The 12794-nt window shown below is 67.6% G+C and carries 15 protein-coding genes; 12 read left to right on the top strand and 3 right to left on the bottom strand.

The window, feature by feature from the left end:
• The first annotated feature begins 117 nt into the window (after positions 1-117).
• Positions 118-684, top strand: coding sequence for a hypothetical protein (locus tag ACFU4Z_RS20075; RefSeq protein ID WP_379065057.1), 567 nt, complete (start codon positions 118-120; stop codon positions 682-684).
• A gap of 7 nt (positions 685-691) precedes the next feature.
• Here the strand turns inward: ACFU4Z_RS20075 and glgA are convergent, their stop codons facing one another.
• Positions 692-1849 (bottom strand): glycogen synthase, encoded by a 1158-nt coding sequence (gene glgA / locus ACFU4Z_RS20070; protein WP_379065399.1) that lies wholly within the window; start codon positions 1847-1849, stop codon positions 692-694.
• Positions 1850-2009: 160 nt separating this feature from the next.
• On the opposite strand from glgA, the gene glgC reads away from it, so the two are divergent.
• Positions 2010-3224 carry a glucose-1-phosphate adenylyltransferase gene (gene glgC, locus ACFU4Z_RS20065; protein WP_328405664.1) on the top strand — a complete coding sequence of 405 codons (1215 nt, stop codon included), beginning with the start codon at positions 2010-2012 and terminating at the stop codon, positions 3222-3224.
• On the opposite strand, the gene ACFU4Z_RS20060 is transcribed toward glgC, so the two are convergent.
• Entirely contained in the window at positions 3221-3577 is a 357-nt protein-coding gene (locus ACFU4Z_RS20060; protein ID WP_379065055.1) for a hypothetical protein, read from the bottom strand. The two genes, glgC and ACFU4Z_RS20060, sit on opposite strands and share 4 nt — an antisense overlap.
• Positions 3578-3784: 207 nt before the next feature.
• Here ACFU4Z_RS20060 and ACFU4Z_RS20055 point away from each other — a divergent pair, with 207 nt between their 5' ends.
• Together ACFU4Z_RS20055 and ACFU4Z_RS20050 are read left to right on the top strand one after the other, a co-directional pair.
• On the top strand, positions 3785-4285 hold the full coding sequence (locus tag ACFU4Z_RS20055) for a CUE domain-containing protein (RefSeq protein ID WP_379065053.1): 501 nt from the start codon (positions 3785-3787) through the stop codon (positions 4283-4285).
• A 13-nt stretch (positions 4286-4298) separates the two neighbouring features.
• Complete coding sequence (locus ACFU4Z_RS20050) at positions 4299-5471, top strand: MAB_1171c family putative transporter (protein WP_379065051.1); 1173 nt, start codon at positions 4299-4301, stop codon at positions 5469-5471.
• Between the two features lie 15 nt (positions 5472-5486).
• Here ACFU4Z_RS20050 and ACFU4Z_RS20045 read toward each other — a convergent pair whose 3' ends face one another.
• Positions 5487-6119 carry an O-methyltransferase gene (locus ACFU4Z_RS20045; protein WP_379065049.1) on the bottom strand — a complete coding sequence of 211 codons (633 nt, stop codon included), beginning with the start codon at positions 6117-6119 and terminating at the stop codon, positions 5487-5489.
• A gap of 389 nt (positions 6120-6508) precedes the next feature.
• On the opposite strand from ACFU4Z_RS20045, the gene sigE reads away from it, so the two are divergent.
• From sigE to ACFU4Z_RS20005, 8 genes are all read left to right on the top strand, one after another.
• On the top strand, positions 6509-7171 hold the full coding sequence (gene sigE, locus ACFU4Z_RS20040) for an RNA polymerase sigma factor SigE (protein ID WP_379065397.1): 663 nt from the start codon (positions 6509-6511) through the stop codon (positions 7169-7171).
• Between the two features lie 68 nt (positions 7172-7239).
• On the top strand, positions 7240-7665 hold the full coding sequence (locus ACFU4Z_RS20035; RefSeq protein WP_379065047.1) for a hypothetical protein: 426 nt from the start codon (positions 7240-7242) through the stop codon (positions 7663-7665).
• Positions 7666-7675: 10 nt separating this feature from the next.
• Positions 7676-9214: a trypsin-like peptidase domain-containing protein gene (locus tag ACFU4Z_RS20030; protein ID WP_379065045.1), complete on the top strand. Its 1539-nt coding sequence runs from the start codon at positions 7676-7678 to the stop codon at positions 9212-9214.
• Between the two features lie 33 nt (positions 9215-9247).
• Positions 9248-9664 carry a Sec-independent protein translocase protein TatB gene (gene tatB, locus ACFU4Z_RS20025; protein ID WP_366530567.1) on the top strand — a complete coding sequence of 139 codons (417 nt, stop codon included), beginning with the start codon at positions 9248-9250 and terminating at the stop codon, positions 9662-9664.
• 85 nt (positions 9665-9749) lie between these two features.
• Complete coding sequence (locus ACFU4Z_RS20020; protein WP_379065043.1) at positions 9750-10607, top strand: hypothetical protein; 858 nt, start codon at positions 9750-9752, stop codon at positions 10605-10607.
• A gap of 348 nt (positions 10608-10955) precedes the next feature.
• Positions 10956-11429, top strand: coding sequence for a hypothetical protein (locus ACFU4Z_RS20015; protein WP_379065041.1), 474 nt, complete (start codon positions 10956-10958; stop codon positions 11427-11429).
• Positions 11430-11478: 49 nt separating this feature from the next.
• Positions 11479-11697, top strand: a complete 219-nt coding sequence (locus ACFU4Z_RS20010) for a hypothetical protein (protein ID WP_379065039.1) — start codon at positions 11479-11481, stop codon at positions 11695-11697.
• 24 nt (positions 11698-11721) lie between these two features.
• Positions 11722-12792 (top strand): XdhC family protein, encoded by a 1071-nt coding sequence (locus ACFU4Z_RS20005; protein ID WP_379065037.1) that lies wholly within the window; start codon positions 11722-11724, stop codon positions 12790-12792.
• The last annotated feature ends 2 nt before the right edge of the window (positions 12793-12794 follow it).

The raw sequence follows: 12794 nt of genomic DNA, 5'->3' as shown, positions 1-12794 counted from the left end.
CTGAGCGCGGTTTACCCGGGGGGTTGCTGCGGGGCGGGGCCCCATTACATTGTTATGCAATTTTGGGCCCCTCCGGCGGCGGGGGGGGGGGGGCCCATCGGTTCGACGTCCGGCACAGTGCTCGAGGTCGGCGCAGGCACCGGCTACTACCTTGCCGGTGTGCTCGACGGCGCGCCGGACGCCCGCGGGGTCGCGCTGGATGTGGCCAAGCCCGCGGCTCGGCGCAACGCTCGTGCGCATCCGCGCGCCGCATCGGTACTCGCCGACGCCTGGCGCGGACTGCCGATCCGGGATGGCGCGTTGAGCCGGGTGCTCTCGGTATTCGCGCCACGCAATCCCGGTGAGGTCGCCCGCGTGCTCGCCGCGGACGGCAGTTTTGTCGTCGCCACCCCGACCGAACGCCATCTGGCCGAGTTGATCGAGCCGCTCGGCATGCTGACGGTGGACCCGGACAAGGATCGCAGGCTCGGCGCGGCCATGTCCGGCCATTTCGATGCCATCGACCGCACTCTCGTCGAGTACTCGATGAAACTCGATCGAGGCGACGTAGCCAATGTGGTCGCCATGGGCCCGTCCGGACACCATGCCGACCGCGCCGACGACCCGCGCATCACCACCATGCCCGAGACCGTCGAGGTCACCGCGTCGGTTCTGGTATCCAGCTACCGCAAACCGCCCGGCTAGCCGTGTCTCACGGTTTGCGGACCATCTCGTAGACCTCGACCGTGCGGGCCGCGATCTGGAGCCAGTCGAAGTCGGCGATCGCCCGCGCGCGGCCCGCGGCGCCGAATTCCGCGGCGAGAACCGGATCGCCCGCGACCTCGTTCACGGCCGCTGCCAGTGCCCGCTCGTAATCCGGCGTGACGCTCGGGTCGTAGTGCACCAGTCGTCCGGTCGCACCGTCGGCGACGACCTCGGGGATGCCGCCGACGTCGGAGGCGACCACCGCCGTCGCGCATGCCATCGCCTCCAGGTTCACGATGCCGAGCGGCTCGTACACCGAAGGACAGACGAAGACCGTAGCGGCCGCCAGTATTTGGCGGATCTGCTCGGTGGGCAGCATCTCGCGCACCCAGAACACATTGCCTCGGTTGTGCCGCAACTCGGCGACGGCCGCGGACACCTCCGCTTCCAGCTCCCTGGTGTCGGCCGCGCCCGCGCATAACACCAGCTGGATATCCGGATCGAAATCCCGTGCCGCGGCGAGCAGATGCCCGACGCCCTTCTGCCGGGTGATCCGGCCGACGAAGGCCGCGATCGGATGGTCGGTACGCACCCCCAGCTCGGTCAGAATCGACGGGGAACCGGTCGCGGGCGGTCCGGGATACCAGACCGCGGCGTCGATGCCGTTGTGCACCACATGAACCCTGTCCGGGTCGATCGCGGGGTATGCGTCGAGCACGTCGTGGCGCATGCCCTCGCTCACCGCGATGATGGCGTCGGCATGTTCGACCGCATTGCGTTCCGACCACGACGAGAGCCGGTAACCGCCGCCGAGCTGTTCGGCCTTCCACGGCCTGCGCGGCTCCAGCGAATGAGCGGTCACCACGTGCGGTATCCCGTACAGCGTGGCGGCGAGATGCCCGGCGAGCCCGGTGTACCAGGTGTGCGAATGCACCACGTCCACCTGCCCCGCGGCATCGGCCATCCGCAGCTGGGCCGACATCATCTGCAGCGCCGCATTGGCGGCGTAGAGCATCGGATCCGGTTGGTGCACCACCGCTTCGGTGCGCGGCACGCCCATGCAGTGCACGGTGACTTCGCACAACTGCCGCAATTGCGCGGCCAACTGGGTGACGTGCACGCCCGCACCGCCGTACACCTCCGGCGGGTACTCGCGCGTCAACATCGCGACCCGAAGCCGGTCCTGCGCAAGGCCGTGGTCGGTTCGCTCCTGCCCGGATCCTGCCGCCGAGCGCGCGCCCTCCGTGCCGAAACTCACCGGTTCAAACTAGACGCTCGGGTCGCAGGGGGCCACTCTCGCCGCGCGGCGCGGTAGTTTGGCAGGTGTGAGGAGCCAGCCGCACGTACTCGGGATCGTGCTCGCCGGTGGCGAGGGCAAGCGCCTGTTTCCACTCACCGCGGATCGGGCAAAGCCTGCCGTTCCTTTCGGCGGCGCCTACCGACTCATCGACTTCGTCCTCAGCAACCTGGTCAATGCGGGTTTTCTGCGGTTGTGTGTACTCACGCAGTACAAGTCGCACTCGCTGGACCGGCATATCTCGCAGACCTGGCGACTATCGGGCTTCGGTGGCGAGTACATCACCCCGGTCCCGGCTCAGCAGCGCCTCGGTCCGCGCTGGTACACCGGCAGCGCCGACGCGATCATGCAGTCACTGAACCTGATCTACGACGAGGACCCCGACTACATCGTGGTGTTCGGCGCCGACCACGTGTACCGGATGGACCCGGAGCAAATGCTTGCCGCGCATATCGATTCCGGCGCAGGCGTCACCGTGGCCGGCATCCGGGTGCCGCGCAGCGAGGCAAGCGCGTTCGGCTGCATCGACTCCGACGAGTCCGGGCGAATCACCCAGTTCCTGGAGAAGCCCGCGCATCCGCCCGGCACCCCGGACGACCCGAACATGACGTTCGCCTCCATGGGTAATTATGTGTTCACCACCAAGGTGCTGGTGGATTCGATCCGCGCGGACGCCGATAATTCCGACTCCGACCACGACATGGGCGGAGACATCATTCCCTCGCTGGTCGCGGCGAGCGAGGCCGCCGTCTACGACTTCGCCGACAACGACGTCCCCGGCGCCACCGACCGCGACCGTGGCTATTGGCGCGATGTCGGCACCATCGATGCCTTCTACGAGGCGCATATGGATCTGGTGTCGGTGCATCCGGTGTTCAACCTGTACAACAAGCACTGGCCGATCCGGGGCGCCGCCGAGAACCTGCCGCCCGCGAAGTTCGCCCAAGGCGGTCTCGCGCAGGAGTGCATCATCGGCTCCGGCTGCATTCTCTCGGCCGCCACTGTCCGCAACTCGGTGCTCAGCTCCAATGTGATGATCGACGACGGCGCGACCATCGAAGGCAGCGTCCTGATGCCCGGCGTGCGCGTCGGTCGCGGCGCGGTGGTGCGCCGCGCCATCCTGGACAAGAACGTGGTGGTCGGCGAGGGCGAAATCATCGGCGTCGATCTGGATCGCGACCGCGAACGCTTCGCGGTGAGCCACGGCGGCGTCGTCACGGTCGGCAAGGGCGTGTGGGTCTAGCAGGCTCGGTCCACATCCCTGGACTCGCCGGTGATCATGCCGCGCTCGGCCACCTCGGTCAGTCGAACCAGCGCCGCCGCGGCGGCCGACGCGCCCAGGCCGGCGCTGAGCAGTCCGACCCATAGGGCGTGCACAGAGACCGCGCGGACGGTGACGACCACCTCGTCGTCGAGCGGCGTGCCCCACAGCTGCTCGACGGAGCCCGAATGCACGTCGCCGCTGACGTAATCCAGCACCGCGCGCCGCTGATGCTCTCGGTGACCGGCGGCCTCGACGCTCCCGAATCCGAGCGACTCGGCCACCTGCGCCGCGGCCGCCTTCCCGATATCCGACGCCGACCCGTTGTGGCGCATTCGTACCCTCCCGCCTTATGAATAGCACCCACAGCACTGGCGACGGGACCCTCCGGAACCGTTCCCACTACCCGATCTATTCAGGATACGAACGGTGCGGCCGAACATCCGAACCTTTCGGCGCAGTGATGCGCGAACGACGCAGACGGCCGAATCTCACTGCGACGCCGCTGGACATCCGCCACAGCAGGCCCGAGGATTGGGGGCATGATCAGGCGGGCCAAGCGCGATCACGCGGGCGAGCAGGTGCACCGCCTGGCCGCATCGTTGCCGGTACCGCGCCCATGGCGACTGGAGACGTTCATCGAGCACGTCTGCGGGCGGGTGGGAAAGCCGATCGTGCTCATCCCCCAGCCGAATCTGGCCGACGGCAGCTTTCCGTGCGGGCTCGTTCTCGAACGCGCGGACAACATCGTCGTCACCTACGATGCGACGAGCTCGGGCTATCACGCCGACCACATCGTGCTGCACGAGATCGCTCACCTACTGCTCGACCACGCGGGCTTCGTCTCGCCGCAATCGAAAAGCCGTACCTTGCAGACGTTGTTCCCCGATATCGACGCCGACAGCGTGCTGCGGGTGCTCGCGCGCACCGATTACGACGATGCCCACGAAAGCCAAGCGGAATTGTTCGCCTCGCTGATCTTGTCCGACACCGTCGGCGCGCGGTCGACGTCGTTCCTGGCCCGCGCCATCTTCCGCGACTGACGCGACATCGGAGATGGACTGGCTGCCCGCGGTCGTCGACGGATACGCGTGGCTGATTTTCGGCAGTCGGACGCTCTGGTTCCGCTCGACACTCGTCGACCGCCGTTTGAACAGGATCGTCCTGCTCAGCGCGGTGGCGACCACGCTGCGCCTTTCCGTGGTGCAGCAGCTGCTGACGACCTGGTCCGACGGTGTTCTCGCCAGCGCATTGCTGTTCCAACTGGCCACCGTCGCCGGCATGTTCAACATGGCGACCGCCATGCTGCTGGCACAGGCGCTGCCCAACACCGCTTCCCGGCCACGGCTCGTCTACGCCACCGCGACGATGTGCGCGATTGCCATGCTCCGCTGCGGCGCCAGCGCCCGGAGCATGGGGATTCCCGTGCACGATCAGGTCGGCTGGGCTGCGCTCGCCTTCTGGTTGTTCGTTCTGCCGGTGCCGATCTGGTCCACCGTGACGGTGCTGCGCCTGGGCATCGCCGAACTGCGCACGCCATTGCGCAGGCGCGAGAGCGTGCTGTATCTGATGCTCGGCGCGTTGCTGTTCATCCTGGTCGCGGACGCGGTATGGCTCACCGTGTCCGCGGCCTTCCAGGTGCACAGCACCAGCGATTGGCATCAGACGCGCGCCGTGCACAATTCGGCACGAACCAACGACACCATCCTGTTGCTGCTGCTCTGCGTCATCGCGACCATTCCCGCGCTCTCCAGGCTCGTCGAACTGCTGTCGCTGGACAGTTGGTCACGCAGGCGAAAACGACTACTGCCGATGTGGTCGGATCTGACGGCCGCGTGCCCGGAGATCGTCCATCACGCACCCGCGCCCCCTGTCGCCCGCCGCAGCCGATACCTGGTGCACCGCACGGTGATCGAGGTCCGCGACAGTGTGCGGACCCTCGCGCAGCACGCGACGCCGAATCCGCCGCGGCTGGCGGCGGCCGTGGCAGGCGCGACGCCGCCCGGTCCCGAACGCGAGGCCCTCGACCTTGCCGTGTGCCTCGCCATGGCGTGCGCCGCGAAGCGACGGGGCGTCCCCGCGGCCGGGATCGGTGCGCTGCGCCTGCCCCCGGCCCGCGATCTACTCGACGAGGTCGACCAGCTCACCGCGATCGCCGCGCACTGGCCGCGCGCCCGCGTCCTCGCTCACCAATTCAGCGGGCGCTCGCACCAGACCCATGCCCGCTAGCCCGGTCCGCGGAAGCTAGCCGCGTGAAGCACAGAGCAGGCCGTCGCCGACCGGGATGAGCACGCTGGTGAGCTCGGGGTCCTCGGCGATCGCCCGCGTGGCGGCGCGCACAGCCTGGGTGGCGGGGTCGCGGTGGGCGGCATCGGGAACGCGACCGCCCAGCAGCGCATTGTGCAGGAGGATGGCGCCACCCGCGCGCAGCAGCCGCACGGCCTCGATGACGTACTGCGGATGTTCGAGTGGGGCCGCGTCGATGAAGACCAGGTCGTAGGCGCCGTCGGCGAGGCGGGGCAGCACATCGAGGGCGCGACCGTTGATGAGCCTGGTGCGGGCGGGCAGGATCTCGGCCGTCCGGAACGCTTCCTTGGCGGCGCGCTGGTGTTCCGGCTCGGAATCGATGGTGGTCAGCGTCCCGTCCTCACGCATACCGTCCAGCAGCCACAACCCACTGATACCCGCGCCGGTGCCCACCTCGACGACGGTCCGCGCGCCGAGCAATTGCGCGTACATACTCAGCAGCGCCCCCACCGACGGCGCGATCGGCGAAGCACCGAGCTCGGTGGCCCGTTCGCGCGCACTGACGAGAATCTCGTCTTCCACGACGGATTCCTCCACGTAGGAGAGATTTCGCTCCAGGTTCGATGCCACCTAAGCAGGCTATCTCGCGAGTACGTATGTCCGCGTTTCCAGCACACAACTGCGTGCGTCGAATCTCGCCGCCGCACCGCGGCGGTCAATTGCGCGCTTTCGGGTTTATGTACCGCACACAAGGCAACAGCGGCGGTGTTCGGCGCGATAACCCATTCAAGACGTGCCGTACCCGCCAGATTCTCAGGTGTCCCTCAGGGTCTCCATATCCGTGGCATATCGGAACAAAGGAGAGTGAGCCCTACGCAAGACCAGCTGACCGCCGAGGGCGGGACGCGGGAACAAGGACATACCGGTTGTCTGTTGTAACCGTCAGCAATGATCCGCAAGTCCGGATCGGCGCCGAATCCCAGAGCCAGCGGTCCCTAGTAGGAGGTAGCCCCATCCACATGGTCGATGCGGCGCGCGAATACGCCACCCTGCCAGAGCAAGCACTGCCGATCGAGCTCGAGGCGGCAGCAGAATCGATGGACGAACTGAGCGGAACTGCCGCTTTCGACGCCACCGGTGACCGATCGGTGATGCCGTCCTGGGACGAACTGGTCCGTGAACATGCAGATCGGGTGTACCGGCTGGCCTACCGCCTGTCCGGCGACGCCCAAGACGCCGATGATCTCACCCAGGAGACCTTCATCCGGGTGTTCCGATCACTGTCGAACTACCAGCCGGGCACCTTCGAGGGCTGGTTGCATCGCATCACCACGAACCTGTTCCTGGACATGGTGCGCAGGCGCAACCGGATCCGGATGGAGGCGCTGCCCGAGGACTACGACCGGGTGCCCGCCGACGGCCCGAGCCCGGAGCAGGCCTATCACGATGCCCGGCTCGACCCTGACCTGCAGTCCGCCCTCGACTCGCTGGCACCTGAGTTCCGTGCCGCGGTAGTGCTGTGTGACATCGAAGGGTTGTCCTACGAGGAGATCGGCGCCACCCTCGGCGTCAAGCTCGGCACCGTTCGCAGTCGAATCCACCGTGGCCGTCAGGCACTGCGTGACTACCTTGCGCATAATGGAACTGAGGAGCGGTTCGCCGCTGACGCGAACGTAGGGTGATCGGTCGGGTGTCGGGTGCCGACGTCACCCATGTCCTGGATGATGTCGGGTGGAAGGGTGAGCACCGAATGAGTGGCGACTCCAGCACATCAGGTCGTCCGTCGCACGAGAAGCCCGGGCGAGCACACGCCAGGCCGCAGCGTTTTCAGCCCACCGAGCATCTGGCGAGTGAGGCGATCGCGGCGTATGTCGACGGCGAGCTGCGGATGAACGCCTACCTGCGCGCCGCTCAGCATCTTTCGCTCTGCCCGGAATGCGCGGCGGAGGTCGATGCGCAGCAGCAGGCCAGGGTCGCGCTGCGCCGGGCCGGTCAGGTGTCGATTCCCACCGGCCTGCACGACAGCTTGACCCGCATTCCGCTGGCCGAACTGCCCGGCGGGACGTCCAGCGGATCGACGCGGCCTCCTACCGGGACCCCGCGCAACGAGGCGGTTTTCGGCTTTCTGACAGATTCGTTCACCGCGACCCGGTGGACCACATGGTGGCGCAAGTAGAGTTTGGCGAGTGACCACCGAATCGACGAACTCCGGATCGGCCGACACACCGGATTCGGCGGCCAACCGGGGGAACCTGAGGCCGTCGGACGCGCCTGTGCTCGGGCCGCGCCCGGTCTACCGCCCCCATGTCGACACCCACACGGCGCGTGCCTTCCGCCGACCTTCCGGCCAGACCGGCTCGTTCGCCGAGTACGCCGCGCCACAGTCCGGTTCTGCCGCACCGCATCTGGGCCCCGACCTACAGAACCGCCCGCCGGACGCGGTGCTGGCCGAGGCCTTCGGACGCCCGGAAGGCTCCACCGAACTCCTGCAGCGTGACCCCGACGCGGCCGACGCCACCGGACCTGTGGCCGGCCCTGCCGATCCATGGCGCGATCCGGCGACCGGCGCCCGGCTCGGAGCGCCGGCCCTGCCGACACCCCAACTCGCACCGCTGCCGCAGGCGAAGAAGCTCTCGGCCCGCGAAGTGCTGTTCGGTTCCCGCGTCGCGCCGAAGGCGCTTGCGCTGCTCGCCGTGGTCGCGCTGGCGGTCGGCGTGCTCGGTGGACTGGTCGGCAGGCTCACCGCCGAGGCCGCAGCGCCGCTGACATCCCGCAAGGTCGCGCTGGAGCAGACCGATAACACCGAGCGGCCGCACAGTCAGATCGCCAAGGTCGCCAATGCGGTGCTGCCGTCGGTGGTGTCGATTCGCGTCACCGTCGGCGACAACGGCGCGACCGGCTCCGGTGTGGTGATCGACGGCGCGGGCTATATCGCGACGAACAACCACGTGATCTCGATGGCGGCCCAGGACAAGTCCAATCGGGCGGCCATCCAGGTGACCTTCTCCGACGGCTCCCGGGTCCCCGCACACATCGTCGGCCGCGATCCGAAGACCGACCTGGCGGTGCTGAAGGTCGATGTGAAGAATCTCACGGTGGCGCAATTGGGCAAGTCCAAGGACGTCCAGGTCGGTGACGACGTGCTGGCCATCGGTTCGCCGCTCGGCCTCAGCAAGACCGTCACCTACGGCATCGTCAGCGCGCTGCACCGTCCGGTCGCGCTGTCCGGTGAGGGCAGCGACACCAAGGCCGTGATCGATGCGGTGCAGACCGACGCGTCGATCAACCCAGGCAACTCCGGTGGCGCGCTTGTCGACCTGCAGGGCCGGGTCATCGGCATCAACACCGCGATCCGCAGCGAGACCGGCGGTTCGGTCGGTCTGGGCTTCGCCATTCCGGTCGATATGGTCACCGAGGTCGCGCAGACCCTCATCCGTGACGGCCAGATGCACCACCCGATAATCGGCCTCAGCGCCCGCAGCAAACAGGTGGCGAATGAGGTGATGAGCGGCGCCGCTGTCGCCGACATCGCGCCCAACGGTCCCGCGGCGAAGGCCGGAATCGTCGAGGGCGATGTGATCGTGAAGATCGGCGACCGCGAGGTGACCGGGCCGGACGAGCTGGTCGTCGCGGTGCAGTCGAGCAAGATCGGCCAGACGGTGAACGTGCAGTTGATCCGGGACGGCAGGCAGGTGGACGTGCCGGTCACGCTGGAATCCGACTGAGCTGCGCCGGGGATGCCCGGGTAGCCTGGGTCTGTGTTCAGCAACATCGGCTGGAGCGAGATGGTCATCCTGCTCGTCGCCGCCCTCGTGATCCTCGGCCCGGAGCGACTGCCCGGCGCGGTTCGCTGGACCACGCGTAGCCTGCGCCAGGTGCGCGACTATGCCAGTGGCGCCACGCAGCAACTGCAGCAGGAGCTCGGGCCCGAATTCGAGGAGCTGCGCAAGCCGCTCGCCGACCTGAACGAGTTGCGCCAGATGTCGCCGCGCTCGATGGTGACCAAACATCTTCTCAACGGCGACGATTCACTGCTGCGCAATTTGGCGAGCGCGGTGCCGGACAAGAACGACCTGTTGGGCACGGCGAGTGGGATGCCGGACTACCCGATGCCGAAGCTCGAAAAGCCGTTGGACCGCAACGAACGTCCGCCGATCGACACCGACGCGACCTGAAAAGGGACGCCGAATTATTGAAACGGGCGAGGTTCTGTCAAGCCAACTAGACACAGGGTCCTGTCGAGCTGTCTAGACTTCGCACATGTCGGCCGATGACGTGGCGCGCGTTTTCGCAATCGAAAACAAGGTCGAGCGACTGAAAGCGGCCACCGATGGTGTGGCGGCGGCCCAGCAGACCATCAACGAACTCACCAGGATTCGGCGCGCGGTAATCAGGGAACTCCATGCCGAAGGCTGGACTTTCGCCAGAATCGGTGCGGCCGCGGGACTTTCCCGCGCCCGCATTCATCAGGTCAGCACCCAGGGCCCGGCGCCGGAGGGATTGTTCTTCGGGCATGGCTCGATCACCGTGCTGGCCCCTGAGGTACGCAGCGGCCGACTGCTCGGCGCACCGGATCCCACGGCGGCACAGCGACTTGTCGAGTTGCTGTGCGAGCTCGGTTTCGCCGCCGCGGTCGAGCACTTTCTCCCGGGCCGCCCTATCGATCTGAACCGGGACGGACTGATCGTGCTCGGCGGTCCAGAGCTGTCCCCCAGTGTGCGCCAATTGATCACGGCCGATCCGCGCCTGCGCCGCGCGGTCGCCCGGGCAGGCGACGCCCGCCGCGGTATCGAGGATCGCGCGGCCCGGCGGGTGTACCGGCCCGGCGGCCCTGAACCGCACGACATCGCTTACCTGGCGCGCCTGCCCCGCCCGGACGGTCGTGGCACGGTGCTGATCATCGATGGCCTGCATCCGCCCGGTTCGCTCGGCGCCATCCGCCTGCTCGCCACACGCTTGGCCACGCTGCACGAACGTGCGGCAGCTCATCTGTTTTCGGTGCTCGTCACGGTGCGCTACGACCGCTCCACCGGCGAACCGCAGGAAGCCGAATTGCTCACTCCCGTCTACCGACACGACCACGAGCCGAGATCGACACTGCCCGGCGGCAGGCGCTGAGTCGTAGCCGAGGCCATTTCCGGACATCACGATTCAGCTCGTGGTCGTCGAACATGATGTGCCGGTTCGGAGTCCGGCCCGTAGCGGTCCACCCGCACGGGTCGCGCCGCCGAGCTACCACGGGCTCGACAGGTCGAACCGGCGTGTGCACGTCTCGGCTATCCGCTGTCGGCGGAAACCCGTAATCCCTGTGTCGCACGTCACGGGCGTGTCCCGTTACGGAAATTGCTACACCGATGCTTCAATAGCTGAAAAATAACTATTAGGCGGTAGGTGGTCCTGATGAATGTTCGACGTTCAATGACAGCGCATACCGCATCCCCGGCCGAGGCGGCCCGGACAGAGCTCATGACGACCCGAGTACAGCCGATGGTCGCGACGCACCGCGTCACCTACAGCGACCGGCTGAAAGTGTTCATCGGGCCCGACGAGACGGTCGGTAATTTCCTCCGCCCGCTGTGCAGGATGGACGGCTACCGCCGGTACTCGGTGAACATGAGCAGGCTGCCGTCACCGATTCCGGCCACCGACATCACCGCGGCCGTCAGCTCGGCGCCCGGCGCCGTCCAGTGCACAGGCTCGGCGAAAGCGCTGGCCATCGAGATCTGGACAGCCGTCGATGGCATACCGCAACACTTCATCGTCGGCCTGACCGGCAGTCGCGACAGCGAGCCGACCGTCTGCATCCCGGACGGGACCGACTTCCTGCGCGTGCACGCGGACGAGGTCTTCACCGCCGACCACGCCGCGGAGGTGTTCGCGACCTACTTCCATACCGACGACATCCCGCCCGGCTTCCAGCTCCGCGAGGTGCTCGGCTGATGCGGCCGCACCGTGCCATGCCGGCAAACGGCCGCCCACGGCGGCAACGGTGAACATGCTCATCGTCGGTGCTGTCGTCTTGGCGCTCGGACTGCTCATCATGCTGACCGCTGTCTTGTCGCGGACCCGCTCTCCGCGCAATCCCCTGACCGTGGCGGACCTGCAGGCCCGCCTGGCCGAGGAAGCCGCCGAGCTGATCGGCAACCCGCCGGACACGCCGCGCCGACCCTCGAGTGCGGACGGCCGAGCGCCGCGACAGGACGAATAGCCGTCGCGTAGCTAGGCTGAATCCGTGCGCACCGTCCTCCAGCAGTTGATCACGCTGAACCGTCCGGTGGCACTGGCGCGGATCGTGGATGCCACCGGCGCCGGACCGCGTGAACCTGGGACCGCCATGGTGGTCACCGCGGCAGGTGAGGTATTCGGATCGCTGTCGGGCGGCTGCATCGAATCTGCCGTCGTCGAGTCGGCGCGGCAGGTGCTCGCCACCGGGCACGCGATGAGCGATCGATTCGGTTACGCCGACGGCGACGGTCTCGAAGTGGGGTTGACCTGCGGCGGCGAGATCGAGGTCTTCGTCGAAAGGGTCGACAGCGATCGCCTTTCGGTGCTGGAAACGGTGCGACAACAGATCGGCGCGGGTAACCCAGTCGCGCTTGTGACAACACTGGACGCGGCCGCGGAGTGGAAGCTTGTGCGGCCCGGCGATTCTGAGCAATGGCGTGGCGTGGACAAGGACGCGCGGGCCCTGCTCGCCGCCGGGCGCAGCGGGGTAGTCGGCGCGCAGGAGTGCGAAACGGCGCAGACGCCGCGGCCCCGCGTGTTCGTGCAGACCTTCGGTGTTCCGGCCCGCATGATTCTGGCGGGCGCCAACGATTTCGTGCGCGCTCTGGCCAGGACCGGTCGACAGCTCGGCTACCGGGTCACCGTGGTCGACGCCCGCGAAACCTTCGCGACCACAGCGCGATTCCCCGCCGCCCACGAGGTGGTCGTCGACTGGCCACACCGATATCTGGAGGCGGAACGGGCGGCAGGGCGGATCGACGAGCGCACGGTGGTCTGCGTACTCACCCACGACACCAAGTTCGATGTGCCCGCGCTCGCGGCCGCCCTGAGCATGGGCGACATCGCCTTCGTCGGCGCATTGGGTTCGCGTCGCACCCACGCCGAGCGCACCGAGCGACTACGTACCGCAGGCGTCACCGACAGCCAATTGTCGCAACTGAAAAGCCCACTCGGCCTGGATCTCAACGCCCGTACCCCCGACGAGACAGCGATCTCCATCGCCGCCCAAATCCTCGCCGAACGCGGGCGCGCCTCGGCACGCCCCCTGGACCAGCTCGACGGCCCCATCCACCGCTGACC

The sequence above is a fragment of the Nocardia sp. NPDC057440 genome, from assembly GCF_042802915.1.
Taxonomy (GTDB): Bacteria; Actinomycetota; Actinomycetes; order Mycobacteriales; family Mycobacteriaceae; genus Nocardia.
This window is presented reverse-complemented; position numbering and strand designations above follow the sequence as displayed.

Bases quoted from the DNA above. Each gene is read 5' to 3' on its own strand.
- glgA (WP_379065399.1), bottom strand. From the start codon at position 1,849: ATGTTGACGCGCGAGTACCCGCCGGAGGTGTACGGCGGTGCGGGCGTG.
- ACFU4Z_RS20060 (WP_379065055.1), bottom strand. From the start codon at position 3,577: ATGCGCCACAACGGGTCGGCGTCGGATATCGGGAAGGCGGCCGCGGCG.
- ACFU4Z_RS20055 (WP_379065053.1), top strand. From the start codon at position 3,785: ATGATCAGGCGGGCCAAGCGCGATCACGCGGGCGAGCAGGTGCACCGC.
- ACFU4Z_RS20050 (WP_379065051.1), top strand. From the start codon at position 4,299: ATGGACTGGCTGCCCGCGGTCGTCGACGGATACGCGTGGCTGATTTTC.
- sigE (WP_379065397.1), top strand. From the start codon at position 6,509: ATGGTCGATGCGGCGCGCGAATACGCCACCCTGCCAGAGCAAGCACTG.
- ACFU4Z_RS20035 (WP_379065047.1), top strand. From the start codon at position 7,240: ATGAGTGGCGACTCCAGCACATCAGGTCGTCCGTCGCACGAGAAGCCC.
- ACFU4Z_RS20020 (WP_379065043.1), top strand. From the start codon at position 9,750: ATGTCGGCCGATGACGTGGCGCGCGTTTTCGCAATCGAAAACAAGGTC.
- ACFU4Z_RS20015 (WP_379065041.1), top strand. From the start codon at position 10,956: ATGACGACCCGAGTACAGCCGATGGTCGCGACGCACCGCGTCACCTAC.